A 23,720-nucleotide genomic window follows, 5' to 3' on the forward strand; every position below is an offset into this window, starting at 1 on the left:
TTGTCTCCCTCAATTCAGCCAGCGCAGAACACAATCCAAGCATGAGTAGGACCACCGACATCCGACGACAAAAACGCTAGCCTGTGAGGTAACATTTGCGGTGCACGGCGCGGCTTCAGAACGAGAGCGACTCGTTCTCTGGCACAGGCGATCTAATGTCGGGTTAGTTGATATTCTGACCCATATGTGGCCTGGGCATGGGTGCGTCACCATCGCGAAGAGCGAATGTGACCCGCTAATTCCTCGACAGCTTCAAGTGCGGCGATTGCCCTATCCGACTCACCGCCGAATAGTCCACCAAGCAAAGGGGTCCAGCCCGGGCCTTGTGCTCGCGCTTCCTGGAGCATGACCGTTTCAGGCCCCTGCCTGCTGTGCCGGTGCCGCCACGTATAGCGCCCGTAACCTCCGTGCCCGCCGTAGAACTCTCCAGCCTGTGCACGTGCGTCCTCAGAAATAGCATCTAGGAGCACCTCGACTCGGTCGAAAGCTTCTGCATACTCCGAGTCACCTGCAAATTGGTGCTGATATAAAGGCGCTAGCAGCGTATACAGGTGATCCGAGATAGGCGTGTACCTGCGCGCGCCGCGGCCGGTCAAGAGCTTCTCAACCTGTTCTTCATCAGGTTCTTTCTTGTCTTCCTCAAGACACAGCAAGGTGCCAAGCGCAAGCCACTGACCGATACCGATCACACTTTGGTTTCCTGATGCGAGAATGAACGGGATGGACTGGCCATGATTAGTCAAAATCCGGACGTCGCTGGTTGCACTTCGCAACATCGAGTAGTTCTGCTTCGCAAGAGCACCAAGGGCGACAACATATGTCGCCACCACTGCCGGGTATTCGTGAACCGACAGAAGGATCTCTGTTCCAGTATCTTGTGATTCCTGAGCAAGCATCCGTATTGTCTGCGCCAGTTCTTGTTCATGGGCCCGGGTTCCATACATCGCTATGAGCTTCAACGGCACGAGTGCCGGAGCAAGCAAATCGTCGTAGTCCCTGACACGGTCGGTCCATTCCCTCGCAAAATCCTTGTCCATCCTCATTGCTTGCGGCACGGACAGCGGGAATCTGTCGCGATCCTTCAGAGCTTCACGAATTGGTTCACGCAGGTTAGAAAGGTAGTCGTCGTAGTCCATCACCAGTGAAGGGTTCCGAAGGAGATTTCTGAGCGTTTCAACGACATCGCTCTTTGCTTGGCCTGCTTCTGCCGCAATCGCAGAAACCGATACCGGCGGGGTACCTGGCAAAGAACCCATGGATCGCTGGATCGCGACAACAAGCCGACTGATTTGAGCACTCTTCTGTGCTCCGAATAGATCTGCCCGATGGATTGACCTTCCGAGAGTACGTCCAGCCCCCAGGTCAAATTCGGGTACCTCACACTCGTCCAGCCGTGCCGTCATGAGCCATGATGCGCCGGGAGGCCTCAACCGGTACTCCTCCGCAGCGAGAGTAAGTTCTTCGAATTGGTAAGACTTGTCTCGCTTGGCGAGGTTTGAGGAGAAACAGGCCAGGAAGACGAACGATCCACTCCGGATTGCCTTGCGGATTTCGCTTTGCCAGTCGTCACCAGGCCAGAGCTTATCCTTGTCTCTCCAAACGATGAAGTCAGCAGCTTCAAGAGCCCCCTGCAACTCATCCACTTGGTCGGCGTCTTCGCTGATGTATGAGATGAAAACGTGATCACTCGCCATATAGAAAACCTATCGCAATATGATCACTGTATACGGCAGTACGCGCGTGGGCGCCCGAGAAGAGGCGTTTCTTGCAACAGAGTGCGGGAACCTCCCGCGTTCGCTCTACTATCTGCGCGAGAATGACGGCGGTACGAGAGCGTTTAAGCGACGTGCACGCCGAAGTTCGAAGAACCAACTTTCAGGCAAGTCCTTGCGGACCTCCACATTCACGTCGTCCCAATATACTTCCGAATCAGGAGTAACCCATTCTTCAGTGAGATGGTGCTCAGCGATCAGCGGCCCTTGCTCGTCAACGTCGACGGTTGACCTGATAACCATCCCTTGCAGCGCATCTGGGAACTCATCGCTAGCAGCCTGCAAAACGAACATATCTTCGCAAACCAAATACACAAAGCCCGCGGAAGTATCCGCACGCACCTGCTCAACTGTTTCTACAAATGGCGTGAATGAATAGCCTCTGACCCACGTGTTGCCGTAGAGATACTTTACGCCTTCGTGGACACGGAGGCCCATGGCAACTCGAAGGTCTCCATTCGGCACTCGCTTAGAAAGCCAGTCATGTACTTGAGCACGATCAAGAGGCTCTTCCGGATGAAGCGGATATCCCATACCAGGTTGAGACATTAGGGGAAATCCCGACCACTCATTATTGCTGTCGCGATGTACCGCGTCAGGTATCAGCGCCCCAAAAAAGCGAAGCACATCCATCATTGAACCGGAAATTTCTTTCCCCACTAAGCGGCCTTCAAAAGCCGGCTGCAGCTTCTGAGTCCCAGGACGCAGCCGATCATGCACCTCGGCTGGAATCGACTTCCAAACAGGAAAAAGGCGCATTCCGAATGACCCGCCGACCACACGCACGTTTTCGGAATCCGGTGCGACCGTATAGAGAAGGTGCTGATCGACATTACGAATGTACTTAATACCGTTTATTAGGTTTTTCGCGTCCTCTCCTTGTGCTGCAAGGGCTACTTTGAAGGACCTCTTATCGGTAATCGATTCCGTCAGAAGATCATTGATCGCTTGAGCATGCGTAATGAACGCACGAAGCTCGGGCTCAAAATCTCCATGATTGCCGGTAGCCGCATAGTACCTAGACACCGCAGCCTGGAGATCACGCATACGGGACCGTAGCGCCTCTGCCTCTTCTGTCGCCAACAGGACAGTTTGAGTTGTTTCCACATGGTGATGCTAGCAAGACCGTTCTCCGGTCGCCTAGTCCAAGCTGCCGGATGTAGCAGTGATCTCGCGAGCCTCAGCACCAGATGGAAAGTGCACCCCGTATTCTGGAATTCAGTTTACTGCGGAGCTATCGAAAGCCGTGGTACGAATCGACCCTGCTAACCCAAGCCAGCCGCCTTCAAACCTGCCATGATCGATTACACCTCATTTCATCTCTTCACCGAGCATCCTTGCGGGCGGGTCTGATGAGGCTCACAGCCGGGCAAGCATTCCAATTCCACTCGCGCTCGAGATGGAAGCATTAGCGGTCTCGGTGAACGACCGCCTACAGGCGGATCAGGACGGCACTGGCTTGCTTGGGAAGATCTGGGTCATTGAGGATCCGGGCCAGGGTGGTCTGCCCAAGAACGCTCATGCTGCGGTTCGTATCCCGGTAGTACCACACCAAGCCCATTGCCTGCTGGAACGCCCAGGCAGCGCCGCGTAACCATTGGAGGTCACTGCACACCAGCTCGTTGCGGAGCAAAGCTCTTCGTTCGCGATCGAGCATGTGCCATGCAGCGACAAGGTCGAGCGACGGGTCAGCTGGAGCGAACCCTCCACCGTCAAGAACCCCAACGAGCTTTTCGCCCTCAACGAGGAGATTCCCAGGAATCAAATCACCGTGAGTCATTACAACAGCTTCAGCGGCAGGCAGTTGCCGAAACTCTGCCCAAAGGGCACGAAGCCGATCCACCGGAAGCAAACCAACGCTTTCCCGGAAGCACACCTCCATCCATTTGTCAGAGTCTCTAAGGTCTCCGCCGCGACCAGAGCCGCCGAAGTGACGTCCCTGAGTACCGGCAGAGCGAAGCGAGCGGATGAGTCGAGCCAAATCAAGGGCGAACGTTTCTGAGCGCATGAGATCACTGGGCGTCGCAACGACTCCTGATAACCATGTCTGCACAGACCACGGCAACGGATATCCGAAACCAGGATCGCCGATACCCACGAGTTCCGGTGTAGGGAATAGGCAATGTTCGGCTAACTCGCGCATAGCGTTTGCTTCACGGGCGAGTGTCTCACACACATCGGATGGTTCCGCAGATCGAAGCGGGAAACGCGCCGTGTAGTTAGCACCAATACGGAAAATTACGTTCACCGTGCCGCCTGTCCTAATGCGTTGGACGCGTTCATGATGCCACTGTGGGAACTGGTCAGCTATAAGTTGGCGAACTATTTCCTCGTCAATATACAACTCATCGTCGTGCATAGCCATGGCGACCACGATAGCCGGTCATGGAGCCATCCCGTAAAGCGTTCCTCATGTGAGAAAGTCATTTTTTCTCGGGAATCACGCCCTACGGTGTCATCCATACGGGGTGTAGTAGTCATCTTGCGGGCCTCAGCAAGAAATAACACCCCAACCAGCAATCATAAAGCGCTGTCCGAGCACCCGTGTTTCAGCAGGATCTCTCGTAATAAATAAAGTGGCTTCAGAGCCTCATCTGCGAATGCCATTTATTCTGTGTGTGTAAGCCGACCGCCTGAAGGAATATGCCAAGTGTTCCAAGCGTTACACCCTCCATGACCAACATCGAATTCGGCCTAGACACGTTCGGCGGCGTCACGATCGACGCGCAAGGGAAGCCGGTTGCGCACCCACGGGTGATCCGCGATCTGGTGAGTGATGCGGTGACCGCCGACGAGCTCGGCCTCGACTTCTTCGCGGTGGGCGAGCATCACCGACCCGACTACGCGGTGTCGAGCCCCGAGATGGTACTCGCCGCGATCGCGGGGCAGACCGAGCGCATCAGGCTCGGGTCAGCGGTCACGGTGCTGAGTTCTGACGACCCGGTGCGCGTGTACGAGCGGTTTGCGACGCTCGACGCCGTGTCGAAGGGGCGGGCCGAGATCGTTGCGGGGCGCGGGTCGTTCATCGAGTCGTTTCCGCTGTTTGGGTACGACCTGCAAGACTACGAGGTGCTCTTCGAAGAGAAGCTCGAGCTACTCGCGGCGCTCTTAAAAGAGGAGCCGGTCACGTGGTCGGGCACGACTCGGGCGGGGCTCACCGAGCAGCGCGTGTTCCCGACGACCGAGGGCGGCATCAAGACCTGGGTGGGCGTTGGCGGCAGCCCTGAGTCGGTCGTGCGCACCGCGCGGCACGGGTTCGGCCTGTTTCTCGCGATCATCGGTGGGCCGGCGGCACGCTTCGCCCCCTACATCGACCTCTTTGAGCGCTCACAAGACGAGCTCGGCACCCCGCGCAAACCCGTCGCCGTGCATTCGCCGGGCCTCATCGCCGAGACCGACGAGGCCGCACGCGAGATCGTCAGGCCCGGGTGGATCAAGATGCGCCAGCAAATGGGTCGCGAACGCGGCTGGCCCCCGCCACAAGTTGGCGACTTCGAGCGCGAGATCGAGCAGGGTGCGCTGTATGTCGGGTCTCCAGAGACCGTCGCGAAAAAGATCGCCGAGACGTTGAAGACGCTGCGCGTTGACCGGTTTGATTTGAAGTATGACCAGCCGGTTCCGCACGAGGCGCAACAGCGCACCGTTGAACTGTACGGCGAGAAAGTTGTGCCGATGGTGAAAGATATGTTGGCGTAAGCGATTCAGCAACGATCAGCAAAGGGCCCTTGCCCCCCCGGGCGGCAAGGGCCCTTTGCGCCGAAATTACAGCCCGTTCTTCGCTCGCCAAGCCTCAGCGATCTTGGCAATATCATCGCCCTGCGATACTTGGCCGTTCATCTCAAGCAGCGCTTCCATCGTCAACGCATCAGACACCTGGTCAAGCACCTCGCGCACCTCTGGACTCGCTTTACTCTCTCGAATGATCGGCAAAATATTTGCTGGCAAGAACAGCCCCTGATCATCAGTGAGTGACACAAAGTCTTTTTCAGTGATGACAGGGTCGCTCGAAAACATCATGCCAACTTCAGCCTGGCCGCCCTCAAGGGCCGCAAGCGTGAGCGGGCCGCCCGCGTCGAAGACCTGGAACTTCTTGAAGGTCAAACCGTAGAGATCTTCAAGGCCGGGCACACCGATGTACCGGCTTTTCCATTCAGCGGGGCCTGCGAGCGTGAGTTCGCCGGCGACCGGCTTGAGGTCTGACATCGTTTCAAGGCCGTGCTCCTGCGCGAGTGACTTGTTCACGACAAGAACATCTTTGTTCTCAGCCTCTGACTCGGTAAGCGCGATGGTCCCTTCGGGTAGTGCTTCAGCGAGCTTCTCGCGAATCACCTCTCGATCGGTTTCTGCAGTGTCTGGCACAAGTTCGGCCAGAAGGTACCCGTTATATTCAGGCAAGAGATCAATCGACCCGTCTTTGAGCGCCTCAATGTACACCTCCCGGCTACCAATGTTGAGTTTCTCTTCAACCTCAACCCCTGCCTCACGCAACGACTGAGCATAAATCGTAGCGACGAGCTGGCTTTCAGCGAAGTCAGCTGAACCCACGATAATCTGTTCGCTCTTCGAGCCATCGCTCCCTTGCTCTGACTCTTGCGACATGGGGTCGCCCGATGAGCATGCGCTGAGCATCAGTGCAAGCCCCGCGGCAGCCGCAATTGAAGCGGGCATTATCTTTTTCATAGTGTTCCCTTCGTTAAACATTGATGAGTGTCGTCGTTGACTGCATTGCACGAGCACGAGGTGCAACTTTGCGGCGGGTAAGCCCGGGCGAGATGAACCGGCTGCTCGCAAATGCAAAGCCCAGTTCAAGGGCAACGGCGAGTAGCGCGATGATGAGTGACCCACCCGCCATCTCGGCGTAATCGTTTGCGGCACGGCCATCGATGATGAAACGGCCAAGGCCATCAAGCGAAACATACGCGGCAACAACCGCCGTCGAAACGACCTGAAGCGTGGCTCCACGAACCCCTGACAGTGTGAGTGGGAGGGCACATGGCAACTCGACTTTCCAAATAATTTGCCTATCCGAAAGCCCCATGCCCCTCGCCGCATCGATCACCGACCGGTCAATGGCTTGAATGCCGCTTACCACGCCACCGAGAATCGGTGGCACAGCGAGCAAGATAAGCACAATGAGTGTTGGAATAACAAAGGCGAGCGAGTTTCCAATCTTGGGCGCAATGATGAGCACAAGCAGAATCAGCAGGCCGAGAGTGGGCAACGCTCTCATCGCATTTGCCGACCCCATGATGAGGCTCTCGCCCTTTCCTGTGTGCCCGATGTACACGCCAAGCGGCACCGCGATGAGTAACGCGAGAGCCAGCGCAGCGACTGAATACATCAGGTGCATCATGGTTTGAAACGGGATCGACCCATCACCGCTCCAGTTCGCGGGGTCAATAATCCATTCGAGAATGTTCATCACAACGCCCCTTTCTGGCTCCACGGAGTAACGACACGGCCGAGCAGAACAAGGCATCTGTCAAGCACGAGTGCGAGAACGACGCAAACAAGAAGCCCGACGATAATGGGCACAAACAAGCGGCGCGTGAACCCCAGGGTAAACAGTGTGCCCAATTGCGTGATGCCAATCACCGCGGCCATCGTGACAATCGAAATGTTTGAAACGACCACAACTCGAAGCCCCGAGAGAATCGCCGGAACGGCGATCGGGAGTTCGACCTTAAAAAACGCCTGCGCTTTCGAAAGCCCCATGCCATCGGCTGCCATCACTACGTCAGACGATACTGATGCGAGACCATCAGCAATCACCCGAACCAGCAGAGCGATGGTGTAGATCGTCAGAGCAACGATGATGTTCATGGGGTCCAGAATTTTCGTTCCCAGAACCTTTGGCAACAGAATAAACAGAGCAAGCGAGGGGATCGTGTAGAAAAGGCTCGTCGTGCCGACCACCCACGTGTAAAGCTTGCTATTTCGATAGGCCACGTATCCCAGTGGAATTGAAATCGCGAGCCCCAGGAGCGTTGGCAGCAACGTAAGCCAAAGGTGAGCAAGCGTGAGTTCACCGATCAGCCCTGCGTTATCAACCACCCAGTCAAATCGCATGATCAGTGACCCCGCGATTCACTCATCTGAATGATGTCGGCTACTGCCACGGCACCGCGCAACGCACCGAATTCATCAACGACAATTGCTTCATGGTTTGGGCTCGCGAGCGCAGCATCAAGCGCACGTCGCAGATTCGCTTCTCTCAGGTTCACCGCGCTCGACCAATGCACGTCGTGAATCTCAACCGGGCCTTGTTGACGAGCCGCGTTCACCCAGCCAACGACATCGCCGTTGGCATTGCTGACAACGACCCAGCCCGCTCTCACCCGCAAGGCCTCACCGATTCGCACGCTCTCAACCGCCCGTACCCGAGCACTGTCGAGGCTTGCGAAACTGAGCGCGTGATAGCCACGAGATTCACCCAGAAAGTCAGCGACGAACTCATTCGCGGGTTGCGCCAGGAGCTCTTCTGGCGAACCAATCTGAGCAAGATTGCCACCTTCACGCAAGACGACAATCTGGTCACCAAGTCTGAGCGCTTCGTCGATATCGTGAGTCACCATCACAATGGTTTTTGCCATTTCAGCCTGGATGCGCAAAAACTCGTCTTGGAGTTGTTTGCGCACAACCGGGTCGACCGCGCTAAACGGCTCGTCCATCAGCATGTACGGTGGGTCGGCGGCGAGCGCCCGCGCGACGCCTACCCGCTGTTGCTGCCCGCCTGAAAGCTGCCAGGGGTAACGATCGGCATAGCTCGCATCAAGCCCGACCAGTGTCAGAAGCTCAAGCGCCCGTGCACGCGCAGCACTTTTTTCAACTTTCTTAAGCAGTGGCACCGTGCACACGTTATCGATGATCGTGCGGTGCGGAAATAAGCCAGCATTTTGAATGACGTAACCAATGTTGCGCCGCATGCTGATCGTGTCGACCTGAGAGGTCGCGGTGCCACCGAGGCGGATCGTTCCAGAGGTCTCGGTGATCAGTCGATTGATCATGCGCAACGTTGTCGTTTTGCCACAGCCAGACGGGCCGACAAGCACCGTGATTTTGCCGGTTGGAGCCGTGAACGAGAGGTTTGACACCGCGGTGTGACCGTTATCGTACGTCTTCACGACATTCTCAAACTCAATCATTATCGCCCCGTCGTAGGCGAACCACTTCTCGATTCATCTGCACTCCCTTGTCGCAATAATTTCATGTATTGAAATTAAGTAGTTTCATGTAGTGTAATACCTATTCAAGCCTCGCGCAACGAAACTTCAAGGAGTAACGCAGTGACACCGTACGCGTTCGACACGCCCCTCACCCTCGACATCCTGCAGGGCATCGCCACTCAAACCATCGCAACAAGCCTCTCAGTAGAAGCCAAAGAACGCGTCGTCAAGTCGAGCGAAGCAGCACGAGTCATCTCAGAGCGTCAGGCCGTCTACGGCCGATCCACTGGAGTGGGCGCCAACCGTCTCACCACCGCCGCGCTCGATCCCGACGCACACGGTTTGAACCTCATCCGCAGCCACGCCTGCGACACTGGCGAGGCAGCCTCACCAGAGGTCGTGCGCGCAACACTCGCAATTCGCCTCAGCCAACTCGTTCAGGGCGGTTCAGGCATTGACCCCGAGGTCGCCGAAGCCCTCAGCGCAATGCTCGAGGCCGACGCCCTACCCGAGCTTCGCATGCTCGGGTCTATCGGAACCGGAGATCTTCCCGCCCTCGCGGGCATCGCCCTCGCGCTCGTGGGCGAACGCCCAACCACTCGACCATTTGCGGCACTCGAACGGTTCGGCGCTAATAGCGCGCTCCCCTTCATCAGCTCTAGCGCATTCACCCTTTCGTTGAGTGCCTCAGCGGTTCACAGACTCACTACAGCGATCAAAGCGCAACAGGTTATTTTTACCCTGAGTGCTATCGCGGCTGCAGCGAATCACGAAGCGTTTTCTTCTACAGTGGCCCGAACAACGGGGCTACCGAGCGCCGAGGTTGTTGCTCAACAGCTCCGAGCACTCACTGGCACCGCCTCGTGGAGCGCAGCACGCATTCAAGACCCCTACGCGTTTCGGGGATACTTGCAGTCAATGGGCGTGCTGCAACAGGCACTCGTGCGACTCAGCGCCCATATTGAAACCTTGATCAACACCGCGCAAGAGAACCCCTTGTTTGCCGTTGAAGAGGGCGCCGCCTACCATCATGGCTCCTTCTACCAGGCGGGCCTCGCACACGAGCTGGATGCAGCCGCGATCGCGCTCGCCCAGACCGCACCGCTCCTTACGTCGCGACTGCGCTTTCTGAACGATGACGCTTTCTCAGGGCTTCCCCGTTTTCTTGCCCCACTCGAGGGCGGGACCTCAGGAACCATGATGGTTGAGTACCTCGCGGCGAGCGCTATGGGTGACCTTGTACAAGCAGCAAGCCCCAGCGCCATTCAATCAACGACGCTCTCATGTGGTGTTGAAGATGACGCAACCTTTGCGAGTACCGGAATTCGCAAACTCACCACCGCGATAGAGTCGTTTGAGGTCATGCTCGCGTGCGAACTCGTCATGGCAGTGCGAGCCCTGCGGCTCAGCCAACCAGAGCGGTTCGAACTCTCTAAGCCCCTTGCTCGGGCCATGCAGCTATGCGAAGCACTGCCGGCAGAGATGCACGACCGTGACCTTCGTAACGACATATCTCTCGCAAAACAACTGCTCCCCTCGCTCTCGGCTATCCTTGGCACAGAGTCTTGAGCACCAAGCCCGAACCGCCTATCCGCGCAGGAGCGTGAACATGAACACCGAAAACCACGGTGTGGCCGAGCCCACTGACGCAGAACAGAATCTAGGCCCTCGCGCGGTTCACCGGGCGCTAGAGGTGCTCACCGTGGTGATCGAGCAGGGCCCACTCTCACTTCTTGAAATCGCGACAGCCTGCGGCCTTCCTTCGAGCACCGCTATGAGAAGTCTGCGGGCACTCGAGCACTGGGACTATGTCTTCAGGCTCGACGACAACAGTTACGTTGCTGGGGCAAGATTTGTCTCTTCACAAATTCAAGTTGAAGCTCCTGATGCCGGTGACCTCGTCGAGAAGGCTTCGCCCATCTTGCAAAGCCTTGCAGAGCTGACAGGTGAATCAAGCTATCTTGCGATCCCAGGCCCCGCTGGAACCTGCGTCTATCTTCGTGAGGTTCAGAGCAATCAGGCCGTACGGTTTGTCGGTTTTGATGGATGGACCGGTAAGGCCGTTGCTCGGGCAAACTCTGCCGTTGGTGACGCACTCGACGGGCTCACACCCCAACAGGGATACGTCACAAAAGAGGCAGCGCTCACTCCAGAAGCCAATGTAATTGCGGCGCCTGTCACCGATCGCTCTGGTGCCATCGTCGCCTCGCTGAGCATCGCGGGGCCAAGTTTCAGGTTGACAGGGGCAGCCGCTAAAAAAGCCGGCGCTGCTGTGCGAGACTCCGCAAGGAGTCTTTCTGCGCTCCTAGCCTGACACTAACTTTCTCGTGAGGTTATGAGTTCGACTTCAGAAATGGATCGCCAATCACTGGAGTCGACCCCTCGTGCATTATGGTGCCACTCCTAGGGGGCGCGAACGCTCGCAAGAACCAAAAAGGTGTTGGCGCGACCGCTCCCCGGCCACGCCAACACCCCCTATGTTCTAGGCCGCGGCCCCGCCCGGGCGCGGCACGCGCACATCAGGGTCGACCTTCACGTGCACGATCTTGACGCCTGGCGTTGCAAATGCTTCGGTGACGACCGCGTCGATGTCTTGCGAGCCGTCGAGGGTGAAGCCGGTGCCGCCGAACGCTTCGGCGTACTTCGCGAAGTCAGGGTTAACAAGCTTCGTGCCGCTCTGGCGGCCCGGGTAGTCACGCTCCTGGTGCACGCGGATGGTCCCGTACACACCGTTGTCTACCGCGAAGATGACGATATTCAGCCCCTCGGCAACCGCAGTGGCAACCTCTTGGCCGTTCATGAGAAAGCAGCCGTCGCCGGCAAACGAAACAACCTGGCGGTCTGGGTGTGCGAGCGCGGCACCGACCGCGGCAGGAATACCGAGTCCCATTGCGCCGTTCTTTGGTGCGACGAGCGAGGGATAGGTGGTCGACGGCAGGTAGCGCTGCGGCCAGATCGCGTAGTTGCCGGCACCGTAGGTCACGATTGCGTCGTCAGCGATGACGCGCTTGATCGCGCCGAGCACGCGACCCAGGTCAGCAAAGCGACCCCCGTCAGCGTCGGGCGTCTGAAACGCCTCGAAGGTTGCGCGAATGCTCTTCAGCCGTTCGATCCGGGCTGGCGCGGGAGCATGATCCGCAACGGCATCGGCTAGGTGCGTCTCAAGCGCAACCGTGAAGGCGTCGGGCCGCGTAGTGAAGGCCGTATCGATACGACCGTAGTGCCCCTGGCGCTCCGGGTCGGCGGTCACGACGATTGTCGTCGCGTCGAGGCCGATCGTGTAGCCGTCGCTCAGCACGTCGGCGCGGCCGGTGCCGATGAAGAGCAGCAGGTCTGAGTCTGCGACGGTCGCGCTCAGCGCGTCGTCGCGACCGTACCCGAGCATGCCACCGTAGGCGGGGCTGCGCGAGTCGATGAGGTCGGCGGCGCGAAAATCGGTTGTGACGGGAACTGCGAGCTGCTCACCAATGCTGGCGATGGCTGCGGCAGCCTCGGGGCTCCACACCTCACCACCCAGCACGATCGTCGGGCGCTCGGCTGCGCAAAGGGCCGAGACGAGCTCGTCGAAATCAGCAGCCGAGGGCAGCACGGGGCGCTCGGCCGGGGGCTGCTCGACAGCGAGCGGCACACGGTGCTTGAGCAGGTCTTCGGGCAGACCGATCACGACTGGGCCGGGCTTGCCCGACTCGGCGATCGCGATGGCGTTGCGCACGACCCGAGCGGCCTCTGCGGGGTTGTCGATCGTGAAGACGCGCTTCGCGGTTGAGCCGTACCAGCTCACGAGTGAGAAGTCTTGAAACGCCTCGCGCTCACGCTCACGGCTATCGACAAGCCCCACGAAGAGGAGCAGCGGGGTACCGTCTTGCCAGGCGTTATGCACCGCGATCGTCGCGTTTGAAGCGCCGGGGCCGCGGGTGACCATCGCAACGCCGGCTTTACCGGTGAGGCGCGCCTCGCTCATCGCGGCCATGCCCGCGCCACCCTCTTGACGGCAAACCACGGTATGAATTGTCGAGTCGTAGAGTCCGTCAAGCACGTCGAGGTAGCTCTCGCCGGGCACGCAGTAAATGCGTTTCACACCCTCAGCCTCAAGTTGCTTGACGATGAGGTGGCCTGCGCTCAATTCTGCGTTTGCCTGCATGTGCGTTTCCTTTCGAATGAGGAGTGAGGGGTGAATCGTTGAGGCGGGTGCCCGAGTGGTTCGAGCACCCGCTTGTGAAGGGTACGAGGGTGGGCCAGCGGTTTCGTGGTCGTGAGCCGGCCACCCCCCGAGTCTGTTGTTAGGCCTCGGCCGCGATGAGAGCCGCCTCTTCGGCGTCTTCCTTTTCACGACGACGGCGTACAGCCTTTGAGCCGGCGCCCAGCGCGCCAACCATAGTGATGAGGGCAACACCCGCGAGCAGCAGACCCACACCGTATGACTGGTGGCCAGTTGCAAGCAAGATGCTCTGCGAGAGAATCGGCAGGAAGCCGCCGATGATGCCGAACACGTTGTACGACACGGCCATCGCGCTGTAGCGGTACTTCGCGGGGAAGAGGCCCGAAAGCAGCGAACCGATGGGGCCGTACGGAATCGTGAGCGAACCCATGCCGATCATGATGCCGATGGTCGCGAGAACGACGTTTCCGGTATCAACGAGCCAGAACACGGGAAGGGCGAGCAGCGCCGAGATGAGGCCTCCAGCGGCGCAGACCTTCCACGCACCGATACGGTCGGCAACGCGACCAGAGATAATGATGACGCAAATCTGTACGAGCGCGCCCCAGAGCGTCGCCGAAAGCATCGTCTGGCGCTCGTAGCCGAGCTCTTGCACACCGTAACTGATCATGAACGTTGTCACGATGAAGAAGCCCGAGCCACCGAGCAGCGCAGCCATACCGCCCAGAATCATGCGGCCGCCGGTGTGGCGAATCGCGCTGAAAATGGGCACCTTGACGACTTCTTGCTTCGACTGCAGCTCCTTGAACACCGGTGACTCTTCAACGCGGTAGCGCAGGTAGAGGCCAATCGCGAGGAAGGGGAAGGCAAGCAAGAACGGAATGCGCCAGCCCCAGCTGAAGAAGGCCTCGTCTGGCAGCGTCGAGACGATCGTGAGGGCGCCGGTTGACAGTAGGGTCGCGACAGGCGAACCAAGTTGTGGGATCGCGGAGTAGATGCCCTGGCGCGACTTCGGCGCGTGCTCAAGCACGAGCACCATCGCGCCGCCCCACTCACCGCCGGCCGAGATGCCCTGGAAGAGGCGCATGAGTAGCAACGCAATGGCCGCACTGACACCGATTGCTTCATAGGTTGGCAGCATGCCGATAATGCCGGTCGAGAGGCCCATAAGAGTGATCGAACCAACCACCGCGGCACGTCGGCCGATGCGGTCACCAATGTGACCGAAGATGAGAGCACCGACGGGGCGTGCAACGAAGCCCGCTGCAAAGGTCGCAAACGAGAGCAGGGTCGCGACAGCAATGTCGTCGGCCGGGAAGAAGAGCTTCGTAAACACGATGGCCGAAGCAGTGCCATACAAAATGTAGTCGTACCATTCCATCGCCGTTCCAGCGAAGGCTGAGACCGCGACCTTATTGACCTCGCGCCGCCGCTCTGGGCTTATTTCTGTGGTTGCCATGTGACATCCTCCTTGATCGTCATACTTGCGGGCCGGTCGCGCTCAACGTCTGTCGAGTGCGGTGACCCAAACCACTTCCGTAGTCCTGAAAATGAACTTTACGGCCGCTCAGAGAGAAACTCTCACTACAGAAGGTCTAATTTGGTTTACAGGCCTGTACATTATGGCGAACCCATTGAGACAGTCCATCGGTACTACCGATAATCCCCGATTCATTATTCCAGACGAACGAGCGCACTATCGACAGGGCCGAGCAATACCCGCCGGTACCCCCGAAAGCGTGCGTTAAGCGCGACGGTTGGAGCATCGATGCGCAATGTGCCAGCGAGCTCGCCAAGTTTTTCAGAGCCCGAAACAATGAAGAGCCGCTCCGGGTCAAGCGTCTCGAGTACCCGCTCTGTGAGCTGATGATTGCCCCGCCCAATGACGAAGCCTTGGCCGCCAATCGGCGAGAGAACGATGCCAAGCTGATGCTCGACGGCGAGCGCTTCAAGCACCGTTCCGGTCACGTCGAGCAGAGTCTCACCACCGGGCATCAGCACGTCGAAGCCGAGCAGCGTAGGCTCGGTGACACCGGCGTGGTGCGCGATCTCTGCGACCGTCGTGCCCGGCCCAAATACGAGCACGCCTTCGTGCTGCGAGCGAATTACCTCAGCGATGCCCGCCCCGTCAACCGAAGAAGTGCCCTGCATAGGCGAGCGCTTGCCCCGTTGCATGCGGGCGTGGAGTGGCACACGCATCGCCCCATACACGTCAGTGTGCAGCTCGCCTCGCCTTCGCGCCGCCTCATTGAGATCGGCGACATCGCGAAACTCGCTGCGCACCTCGCGGCCCGCCTCGTCTGAGAGCAGCACTTCAGCAACCTGCGCGGCAGCGTCTTCGGGTGTCACCGCAAACACCCCCGAGTGCATCTTGACCCCACCGGGCACACCGACGCAAAGCTGCTCGGCATGTCCGCCAGCGAGACCCCGAAGCACGTCGCGAGCGGTGCCGTCACCGCCAACGAAGACGAGCACCCGCGCGCCCAAGGCTGCGAGTTTTGCCGCGAGCTGCGCCGTTGCCTCGGCGCTCCTGACGTCTGCACTCTCGATGCGCACGCCCGGTACCCTACGGCGCAGTTCAACGACGAACCGTTCAGCACGGGCAGGGGCCCGGGGAGCGCCGCCCCGAGCCCTCGCCTCGGCCTGAATATCGGCCCCGTCGCTCCCTGCCAGCCCCACCGATCCACCGATTCCGGCAATCGGGTTCACAACGAGGCCTACGATATGTTGGCTGGCCATCGCGCTTACCGGTGGTAGGCCTTTTCTGGGCGCTCACGCGGCACGAAATCGGCCGGCGGCTCCCAGTGCGGCGGGTTCGTTCGATCGCGACCGAGGTACTTGCGCTCGTATGCGCGCCACGATGTCGCCCAGGTTTCTGGTTCACTCATCGCCTGCTCGTGCACGAGTCGGTTGCTGCTGCGATGCGGTGCGGTGCGCACGAGTTCTGCGTCAGTACGGGCTTCTGCCGCGACGAGGCGCAGCGCATTGACGTACTCGTCGAGCTCAGCTTTCGAGTACGACTCGGTCGGTTCGATGGTTGCTGGCTCAGACACGATGTACGGGTGGTGGCTTGTCCAAAAGTGAAACCCGTAATCGGCCATGCGACTGCCGAGCTCTGCCGAGCTCACCCCCGTCTCGTCAGTAAGCTTCTGCCAGCTGTACCGCACCTGCTCAATCGGCAGGCGACCCTCAACCTCGTACGAGGCCTCGATACCGGGCTCGTCGCGCAAACGCGCCGCCACGTAGTTGTTGTTGAGCACCGCGTCTTCAGCGACGTGCCGTAATCCCTCGCCGCCCATGGCTCTGATCCACGCGTAAGCACGAATCAGGTTCGGCACAACCCCATAAAACGGGCGGATCGGCGCAACCGCCAACTCTCCCGGCTGCTCGAGGCGATACACGCCGCTCTCCTCCCGAATACGTGGCCCGGGAAGGAAAGGCTCGAGCTCCTTCGTAACGCACATGGCACCGGCCGCAGGACCGCCGCAGGCATGCGGGGTTGAGAACGTCTTGTGCAGGTTGAAGTGACAGATATCGAAGCCAGCCTGTCGCGCGTTCGTGATGCCGAGCAATCCGTTCGCGTTTGCCTGGTCGTACACACCGAGCGCCCCAACCGCATGAGCAGCCTCGACAATATCGGCGATATCGGGGTTATAAATACCCGTATCTTCTGGATTCGTGATGAGAATTGCGGCGGTGCGCTCTGACAGCGACGCTTTCAGCGCTTCGAGGCTCACGAGGCCGTCTTCACCCGGGTACAGCGTCACGACCGAGAAGCCGAGGGTCTTTGCTGTTGCCGCATTTGAGGGATGAGAGAACACCGTTGTGACGATCTCGGTGCGTTGGTCAAGCTCGCCACGCGCTGCGAAGTACGCCTTGACGAGGCTCACGTTGCCGAAGATGGCGGCTGAACCAGCGGGGGCCTGCAGCGATACCGCGTCCATGCCCGAAATCTCGGCGAGGTAGCCCTCAAGGTCGTGCATGATTTGTAGCGCGCCCTGCACGGTCGACTCGTGCTGTAGGGGGTGAATCTCGGCCGCTCCGGGCGCACGAACGAACTGTTCGTTTACCTTGGGGCTGTACTTCATCGTGCAGGTTCCCTGCCCAATGTCGACGTTGAGGTCGGCACCGAGCGTCTCCTGCGAAAGCCGCAGGAAGTGCCTCTGCACCTGTGCCTGACTCACCGCGGGCAGGCCAATCGAACGTTGCGATGCAACCTCGGCCTCGGGCGAGCCCTCAAGGGCGTGTGCTGTGGCCTCGCTGAGGCCGGGAACGTGCATACCGCGGCTACCGGGCACGTCGTACTGAAAGATGAGGGGCTCGCGCCAACGGGGTGCGTGGTAATCACGGGGCTTCGAGATGTCGCCCGTCACCGCTGGAACACCCGGGAGTGCTACTGATTCGTGCATGGTTAGAGGCTCCTTAGCTCGGTCACAAATGCGTCAATATCGGCCTGTGTGTGCTGCTCGGTCACGCACACGAGCAGTTCTCGGTCACGCCCGGCGAAGAAACCGCCGAGGTCGACGCCCGCGTGAATGCCGCGCTCGTGCATACGCTCACGCAGTTCGGCAGCGCTCAGGCTGTCGTGGGCGATGGTGAACTCGCGCCAGTTGGCTGACTGCAGGTGCAAAACGGTGAAGCCTGGAACCGAGGCAATCTCGTCTTTGGCATAGCGGGTGAGGCCGGCAACGGTCGTGCCGAGCTCACGCATGCCGTCGGGGCCCATGAGCGACAGGTAAACACCGGCCGTGATCGCCCAGAGCGCCGCTGCCGTACCAACCCACTCGTTACCCTCTTCACGGCGCGCGAGCGAGGTGCGCTCATACGCCACGTCGGTGAAGCCGATCTCTTGCGGGTCAAGCGTAGGCGAAAGACCAAAGAGTCGAGAAGGAAACTCGAAAACGAACTCAGGCTCATCGTGCGTCGCGAGAAAGCCGCCGTGACCGCCGCCAAAGTGCAGCCCAATGCCAAGCGCCTGAATATCGCCGCACACGATGTCAGCTCCCCACGAGGCTGGTGCCTCAAGGTAGCTCAGCGAGATCGGGTCGATGCCCGCAACGACAACGGTGCCGAGTTCGTGAGCGCGCGCCGCGATCTTGCGCGCTTCAACCTCAACGACGCCGAACACGTTCGGCGTCTCGATAAAGACGGCCGCGGTGCGCTCGCTGAGCAGCTCGCCAACGCGCTCTGCCGCGAGCGCACCCGTGAGCGGATCGACATCAACGAGATGCACCGTGACATCGTCAGGCAGGTACGTGCGAATCTTCGCGAGCTTGCCGCTCTGCATCGCGGTGCTCACAATGACCTCGCTGCGACCGGTGAGCCGCAACGCCATGCGAATACCCGTGGCCGAAGCCTGGTAACCATCGTAGGTCGGGATCGAAACGACATCCATTTCAAGCAGTTCAGCCATGAGGCTTGTATATTCAAAGAGCGCTTGCCACTTCCCGTGGTCTTCGGTCGATTCACCTGCGTAGGCCGTGAGAAACTCAGCCCGGCCGTTAATCTCACCGCATATCGCGGGCACGTAGTGCTGGTAGCTGCCGTACCCCAGAAACGTTTTTCCGGGGTTCGCTGGCTCGTTCTTACCGAGCAGCCCGCGCATGTGTGAGACAAGCTGGGCCTCACTGCTCAGCGCCTCGGGCAAGTTAAACGGCTCGTTCGTGCGCAGCTCAGCGGGAATCGTAGCGAAGAGATCATCGATGTGATCGACCCCGATGGTCTGCAACATTTCCGCGCGAACTTCTGAAACTGAGTTCGGAAGATACGGATGCGGGATTCTTGGCTTCATTGTCGAACCCTTTCATCGTCGTGTACGAACCAAGGTTATGGAGCGTCTCAACCGAAACCCCCTATCCATCTCGTACAATTCGTCGCCCCGACCTGACTCGATGGCGAAGCCACCCGTTCCCATGACCGGCTTACAATACAACTGTGAAACTCGACGTACGTATTCATAACGCCCGCATCATCACACTCGACCCCGCTTACCCGGAGGCAACGAGCATCGGCATATGGCAGGGCAAGATCGTCGGTGTCGACGCCGCCATCGCCGATCTCGAGGCCGGCCTCACCGTCGACGCCGGCGGCCGCACCATCACCCCTGGTTTTCACGACGCGCACAACCACATGGCAACGTTCGGTCGAAGCCTCACGAATATCGACGCCTCACAGTATGGTTCGCTCGACGAGCTGTACGCCGCCGTCGCGAAACGCGCCGCCGAAAACCCGGCACTCGAGTGGATCATCGCCGACACCTACGACCAACACCAGCTCGGCGGCCATCCGACCCGCGCAGGCCTCGATCACGCAGCACCCGGTCGCAACGTCATGATCAATCACCGCACGACCCACATGCTCATTGCATCAACACCCGTCTTCGAGGCAGTCGGTGCAATGCAACCGGACTACCCTGTGGCCGAGGGCGGCTTCATCGACCGCGAGAGCGACGGTACCCCAACTGGCCTCGTCGGCGAACAGTCAATGGCGGCATTTAGAAATCTCACGCGCCCCTACAGCATTGAGGTGCTCGCAGAAGCCATTGCGCGCGCAAGCGACCACTACCTATCAGAGGGCATCACCTCAGTTGGCGAGGCCGGCATCGGCAACTCAGCCATCGTCGGCTCAAGCCCCATCGAGTGGCTCCCCTACCAGCTCGCCCGAGAGAACGGACGCCTCGGGGTGCGCGTGCAGCTGATGGTCTCGATGGAAAACCTGCACCCCGTCGTCTCATCGCCACAGGACCTCATCGATCTCGGTCTCGACCTCGGCATACGCACCGGCCTCGGCGACGACCGCCTGGGCATCGGCGCCCTCAAGATGTTCACTGACGGCGCCATCAGCAGCCGAACCGCGTCACTCACACTCCCGTTCTGCGATCATTCGAGCACCGGCATCATGCAGTTCGACGGTCCCACCCTCACTGCTCTCGCATCGAGTGCGTCACGGGCAGGCTGGCAACTCGCCGTGCACGCGATCGGCGACAACGCCATCGATGTCGGCCTCGATGTCATTCGCGAGGCCCGCCTCGCAAACCCCAAGAACACTCGCCGCCACCGCATTGAGCACGCGTCGGTCGTGCGTGATGACCAGCTCGCACGGTTCGCTGACGAAGACGTCATCGCTTCAATTCAGCCGCAGTTCGTGAGCGCCATCGGCGACAACGTTCTGACCGGCCTCGCAGACCGCGCCGATTGGGTGTACCGCCACGGGTCATTCTTGCGTGCAGGGGCACGAGTCGCAGGCGGCAGCGACCGCCCCGTCGTCGATGGCCGCCCCCTCCAAGCTATTCAAGACTCGGTGCACCGCGTCACCGCCTCCGGCAAACCCTTCTCGCCGTCAGAAGCCGTCACCCTCGAAACAGCCCTGCGCACCTACACACTCGACTCCGCGTACGCAACGCACCGCGAAGACCGTCTCGGGATGATCCGCTCAGGGTTCTATGCCGACCTCGTCGTGCTCGATGGCGACCTCGCCGCAGCCAAGCCCGAGCACATCGCGCAGCTCGACGTGCTCGCAACCGTTGTCGAGGGCGAGTTCTGCTACGACCCGACCGGGCTCGCGGGGCGCTAAATACCGTTCGGCTTGGGTTGACGAAAATCAGGGTGCCGGTTGCGAAACACCCTGCTTTGCGTCAAACCAGCGGGGCGGAATACCTACTAGCGCCACAGCACGGCCGCTAGTGCGACAGCACAACTGCTAGCGCGGCAGCACAACCGCACGACAAGGTAGCGTCTGCCGTTACCACCTCAGACCATCTCACCGCAGAGAGAAAGATCACACACCATGACCAACAAATCACACACCGTCACCGTGATCGGTGGAGGCATCATGGGAAGCGGGATCGCCACCGCAACCCTCGTGAACACCACAGCTCACGTTGCTCTCGTCGAAGCAACCAAAGACATGCACGAGCCGCTAGCCGTGCTCATTAGCGAGGAGTGCGAAGCTCGCGGCGCTTCAGCTGCAGGGCGATTCAGCATTCACAGTGATGTCACCGAGTCGCCAGAGGCCGACCTCATTATTGAGGCCATACCCGAGATCATCGAGCTCAAGCACCGAGTCTTGCGGGCTGCAGAGCAGCGACTCACTCCGACCGGCATTCTCACGTCAAATACCAGCTCGCTGAGCATCACCCATCTCGCTGAGGCGCTCGAACAGCCCGAACGATTTCTCGGCATGCATTTCTTTCAGCCAGTACCCGATACTGTGCTCACCGAGCTTATTCTGCACCCGGGAGCATCAGGTCAGACCGTCGAGCAGGCCTCGGCGTGGGTCGAACGTCTCGGTCGTGAAGCGATCACGGCTTCAGACACCCCGGGCTTCGCAACAAGCCGTCTCGGCCTTGCCATCGGGCTTGAAGCAATTCGTATGGTTGAAGAGGGCGTTGCTAGCCCCGAAGACATCGACCGAGGCATGCAGCTCGGGTATCAACACGCGGTCGGGCCCCTGCGCATGACCGACATGGTCGGGCTCGACGTGCGGCTCGCGATCGCCGAGTACCTGACAGCGACGCTCGGCCCGCGCTTCGAACCCCCGGCCCTCATGCGCCAGATGGTTGCCGAGGGCAAACTCGGCCGCAAGAGCGGGCAGGGGTTCTTCGAGTGGCCGGCTCCAGCGGGCCGTTAGCTGCGATTTCGGAGTGCACGGGGCCACAATAGGGGTAATTTCGGGCACGCCCACGAAACTTTCGGGGCACACCGGGCGCGCTCGGGGCTTGCTCGGGGGCACGCGGGTGCAGCACCCCGGGTTTGCGTCTCGTGGCACTACGCCCGCGCCTTGTAACACTCGTTCGTGCTTAGGTTGACGGAAAGCAGGGTGTGGAGCAGAAAACACCCTGCTTTTCGTCAAGTGAAGGCAAACTGAGGCGGCCAGGACACGCGAGGCAGCCGGGACACACGAAGCAGCCGATGCAACCGAGACAGCCGATGCAACCGAGACAGCCGATGCAACCGAGACAGCCGGGAGCCAAGGCACCCACACAGCACACCGCTCCAACAGCAGGGGCCCGAGCCGAAACCGACCCGGGCCCCTGCCACGAGAACGAAGAGCAGCGCTAGCGTTAGCTCGCGACCGGCCAATCGGTCTCACTCGGCAAGTGAATGAGCTTTTTGTTGACGAACTCGGTGATCGCGAAGCGACCGAGCTCACGGCCGAAGCCCGACGCCTTGGTGCCACCGAAGGGCAGTTCGGGCGAATCTGCGAGCGACTCGTTGACGTAGACCATGCCAGTGTCGAGTTGATCGGCGACACGGAAGGCCTGTTCACGGTCGGTCGTGAACAGGTATGAACCGAGACCAAATGGAATGTCGTTTGCGAGTTCGATGGCTTCGGCCTCGCTTGACACTCGGTAGAACTGGGCGACGGGGCCGAAGAACTCTTCCTGCGAGGTGGCCGAGCCCAGGGGAATTTCTTCGAGCACGGTGCTCTTAAAGTAGGCGCCGTCAGCTTTGCCATCGCCAAGGGTCATCGTGGCACCTTCCGAGAGAGCCGTGGCGACCTTCTCTTCAAGCTCGTCTGCGGCAGCCACCGATGACATGGGGCCGACACGAACGCCGTCGGCGGTAGGGTCGCCCTGCGGCGCATCCTTCAACGCCTGCACGAAAGCATCGCGGAACGCCTCGTACAGTTCGTCGATGACGATAAAGCGCTTGGCGCCGTTGCATGCTTGACCGCTGTTGTGCAGGCGTGAGTTCAGCGCGGCGGTGATGGCGGCATCCATCGAATCGAGGCTGAGCACGATGAACGGGTCTGATCCGCCCAGTTCGAGCACGACAGGCTTCAGATACTTGCCCGCGAGCGCGCCCACTGCGCTGCCCGCCGCTTCTGAGCCGGTGAGTGAGACGCCACGCACGCGCGGGTCAGCAATAACGTTCTCGATGCGACGACTCTCGAGAAAGAGGTTCTGGTACGCATCAGCGGGAAAACCCGCTTCGTGCAGGATCGCGGCGATCGCGGCCGACGACTCGGGGCACTGCGAGGCTGGCTTCAAAAGAATCGGGTTTCCGGCAAGCAGGTTCGGGGCTGCAAAGCGGGCGATCTGGTAGAACGGAAAGTTCCACGGCATGATGCCGAGCAGCACGCCGAGTGGAGCGGGGCGCACGATCGCGGTGCGGCCGCGCTTCGAATCGAGCACCTCGTCGGTGAGGTACTGAGCGCCCTCTTCGCCGTAATACCGGTAGATGCTCACGACAAACCCAATCTCGCCGAGCGCCTGCCAGCGAGGTTTACCCATCTCACGCACGATGATGTCGGCGAGCTCTTCTTGTCGTTCCTCGTGCAGCTCGGCCGCGCGAACAAGCGCCGCGGAGCGCTCCGCAAGACTCATTGAGCCAAGCTGTGAGCGTGAGGCGTGGGCACTCGCGATGGCTTCTTCGACCTGCACATCGCTCAGTTCGGCAAGCGCCGCACCTGTCTCGCCCGTTGCCGGGTTCACTACCTTGTAAACCATGAAAAGACTCCTTGTCGTTGCCCGCGCTGAGGCTTGTAGCCCCATCGCATTCGAGAAATTCTTGACCAGTCTACGATTCTCCCTATGCCGCAAAAGTAGACAGTTTGGCGATTTTCTTTGCCAAGACATACAATTCGGATAGCTCTTGCGGTGGGCACCCGCCCGTTCAGAGC

Annotated in this window: 18 protein-coding genes; 5 read left to right on the forward strand and 13 right to left on the reverse strand. The window is 59.9% G+C overall.

Annotated elements, in window-relative coordinates:
- Positions 1–206: 206 nt before the first annotated feature.
- From KTJ78_RS04145 to KTJ78_RS04155, 3 genes are all read right to left on the reverse strand, one after another.
- Positions 207–1,694: a toll/interleukin-1 receptor domain-containing protein gene (locus KTJ78_RS04145; protein ID WP_217132890.1), complete on the reverse strand. Its 1,488-nt coding sequence runs from the start codon at positions 1,692–1,694 to the stop codon at positions 207–209.
- A 108-nt stretch (positions 1,695–1,802) separates the two neighbouring features.
- Positions 1,803–2,879 carry a hypothetical protein gene (locus tag KTJ78_RS04150; RefSeq protein ID WP_217132891.1) on the reverse strand — a complete coding sequence of 359 codons (1,077 nt, stop codon included), beginning with the start codon at positions 2,877–2,879 and terminating at the stop codon, positions 1,803–1,805.
- Between the two features lie 325 nt (positions 2,880–3,204).
- Positions 3,205–4,137, reverse strand: a complete 933-nt coding sequence (locus KTJ78_RS04155) for an aminoglycoside phosphotransferase family protein (protein ID WP_254259368.1) — start codon at positions 4,135–4,137, stop codon at positions 3,205–3,207.
- A 308-nt stretch (positions 4,138–4,445) separates the two neighbouring features.
- Between KTJ78_RS04155 and KTJ78_RS04160 the strand changes: the two genes are divergently transcribed.
- Positions 4,446–5,468, forward strand: a complete 1,023-nt coding sequence (locus KTJ78_RS04160) for an Atu2307/SP_0267 family LLM class monooxygenase (protein ID WP_217132893.1) — start codon at positions 4,446–4,448, stop codon at positions 5,466–5,468.
- A gap of 66 nt (positions 5,469–5,534) precedes the next feature.
- Here KTJ78_RS04160 and KTJ78_RS04165 read toward each other — a convergent pair whose 3' ends face one another.
- Genes KTJ78_RS04165 through KTJ78_RS04180 form a run of 4 tightly spaced genes read right to left on the reverse strand, consistent with a single transcriptional unit; the run spans position 5,535 to position 8,917 of the window.
- Positions 5,535–6,440 (reverse strand): ABC transporter substrate-binding protein, encoded by a 906-nt coding sequence (locus tag KTJ78_RS04165; RefSeq protein ID WP_217132895.1) that lies wholly within the window; start codon positions 6,438–6,440, stop codon positions 5,535–5,537.
- 25 nt (positions 6,441–6,465) lie between these two features.
- Entirely contained in the window at positions 6,466–7,194 is a 729-nt protein-coding gene (locus KTJ78_RS04170; RefSeq protein ID WP_217132897.1) for an ABC transporter permease, read from the reverse strand.
- A complete protein-coding gene (locus KTJ78_RS04175; RefSeq protein WP_217132899.1) occupies positions 7,194–7,841 on the reverse strand; it encodes an ABC transporter permease in 648 nt (215 codons plus the stop codon). Before KTJ78_RS04175 ends, KTJ78_RS04170 begins: the two co-directional genes overlap by 1 nt.
- A gap of 2 nt (positions 7,842–7,843) precedes the next feature.
- Entirely contained in the window at positions 7,844–8,917 is a 1,074-nt protein-coding gene (locus KTJ78_RS04180; RefSeq protein ID WP_217132903.1) for an ABC transporter ATP-binding protein, read from the reverse strand.
- A gap of 141 nt (positions 8,918–9,058) precedes the next feature.
- Here KTJ78_RS04180 and KTJ78_RS04185 point away from each other — a divergent pair, with 141 nt between their 5' ends.
- Positions 9,059–10,507 (forward strand): aromatic amino acid lyase, encoded by a 1,449-nt coding sequence (locus KTJ78_RS04185; protein WP_217132905.1) that lies wholly within the window; start codon positions 9,059–9,061, stop codon positions 10,505–10,507.
- 40 nt (positions 10,508–10,547) lie between these two features.
- On the forward strand, positions 10,548–11,252 hold the full coding sequence (locus KTJ78_RS04190; protein ID WP_217132907.1) for an IclR family transcriptional regulator: 705 nt from the start codon (positions 10,548–10,550) through the stop codon (positions 11,250–11,252).
- A gap of 168 nt (positions 11,253–11,420) precedes the next feature.
- Here KTJ78_RS04190 and KTJ78_RS04195 read toward each other — a convergent pair whose 3' ends face one another.
- The 5 genes from KTJ78_RS04195 to gcvPA all read right to left on the reverse strand — a co-directional run bounded on the left by KTJ78_RS04195 (position 11,421) and on the right by gcvPA (position 18,888).
- On the reverse strand, positions 11,421–13,079 hold the full coding sequence (locus KTJ78_RS04195) for a thiamine pyrophosphate-dependent enzyme (protein ID WP_217132909.1): 1,659 nt from the start codon (positions 13,077–13,079) through the stop codon (positions 11,421–11,423).
- Positions 13,080–13,218: 139 nt separating this feature from the next.
- Complete coding sequence (locus tag KTJ78_RS04200) at positions 13,219–14,556, reverse strand: MFS transporter (protein ID WP_217132910.1); 1,338 nt, start codon at positions 14,554–14,556, stop codon at positions 13,219–13,221.
- Between the two features lie 215 nt (positions 14,557–14,771).
- Entirely contained in the window at positions 14,772–15,836 is a 1,065-nt protein-coding gene (locus tag KTJ78_RS04205; RefSeq protein WP_217132911.1) for an ATP-NAD kinase family protein, read from the reverse strand.
- A gap of 5 nt (positions 15,837–15,841) precedes the next feature.
- Positions 15,842–17,506, reverse strand: coding sequence for an aminomethyl-transferring glycine dehydrogenase subunit GcvPB (gene gcvPB / locus KTJ78_RS04210; protein ID WP_217132912.1), 1,665 nt, complete (start codon positions 17,504–17,506; stop codon positions 15,842–15,844).
- 2 nt (positions 17,507–17,508) lie between these two features.
- Positions 17,509–18,888, reverse strand: a complete 1,380-nt coding sequence (gene gcvPA, locus KTJ78_RS04215) for an aminomethyl-transferring glycine dehydrogenase subunit GcvPA (protein WP_217132913.1) — start codon at positions 18,886–18,888, stop codon at positions 17,509–17,511.
- Positions 18,889–19,031: 143 nt separating this feature from the next.
- On the opposite strand from gcvPA, the gene KTJ78_RS04220 reads away from it, so the two are divergent.
- On the forward strand, positions 19,032–20,669 hold the full coding sequence (locus KTJ78_RS04220; RefSeq protein ID WP_217132914.1) for an amidohydrolase: 1,638 nt from the start codon (positions 19,032–19,034) through the stop codon (positions 20,667–20,669).
- Positions 20,670–20,882: 213 nt separating this feature from the next.
- The gene (locus KTJ78_RS04225) at positions 20,883–21,725 is read left to right on the forward strand and encodes a 3-hydroxyacyl-CoA dehydrogenase family protein (protein ID WP_217132921.1); all 843 of its coding nucleotides are present in this window, start codon (positions 20,883–20,885) and stop codon (positions 21,723–21,725) included.
- Positions 21,726–22,158: 433 nt separating this feature from the next.
- On the opposite strand, the gene KTJ78_RS04230 is transcribed toward KTJ78_RS04225, so the two are convergent.
- A complete protein-coding gene (locus tag KTJ78_RS04230; RefSeq protein ID WP_217132922.1) occupies positions 22,159–23,547 on the reverse strand; it encodes an NAD-dependent succinate-semialdehyde dehydrogenase in 1,389 nt (462 codons plus the stop codon).
- Positions 23,548–23,720: the final 173 nt, after the last annotated feature.

Source organism: Leucobacter chinensis (genome assembly GCF_019049105.1).
Classification (GTDB): domain Bacteria; phylum Actinomycetota; class Actinomycetes; order Actinomycetales; family Microbacteriaceae; genus Leucobacter_A; species Leucobacter_A chinensis.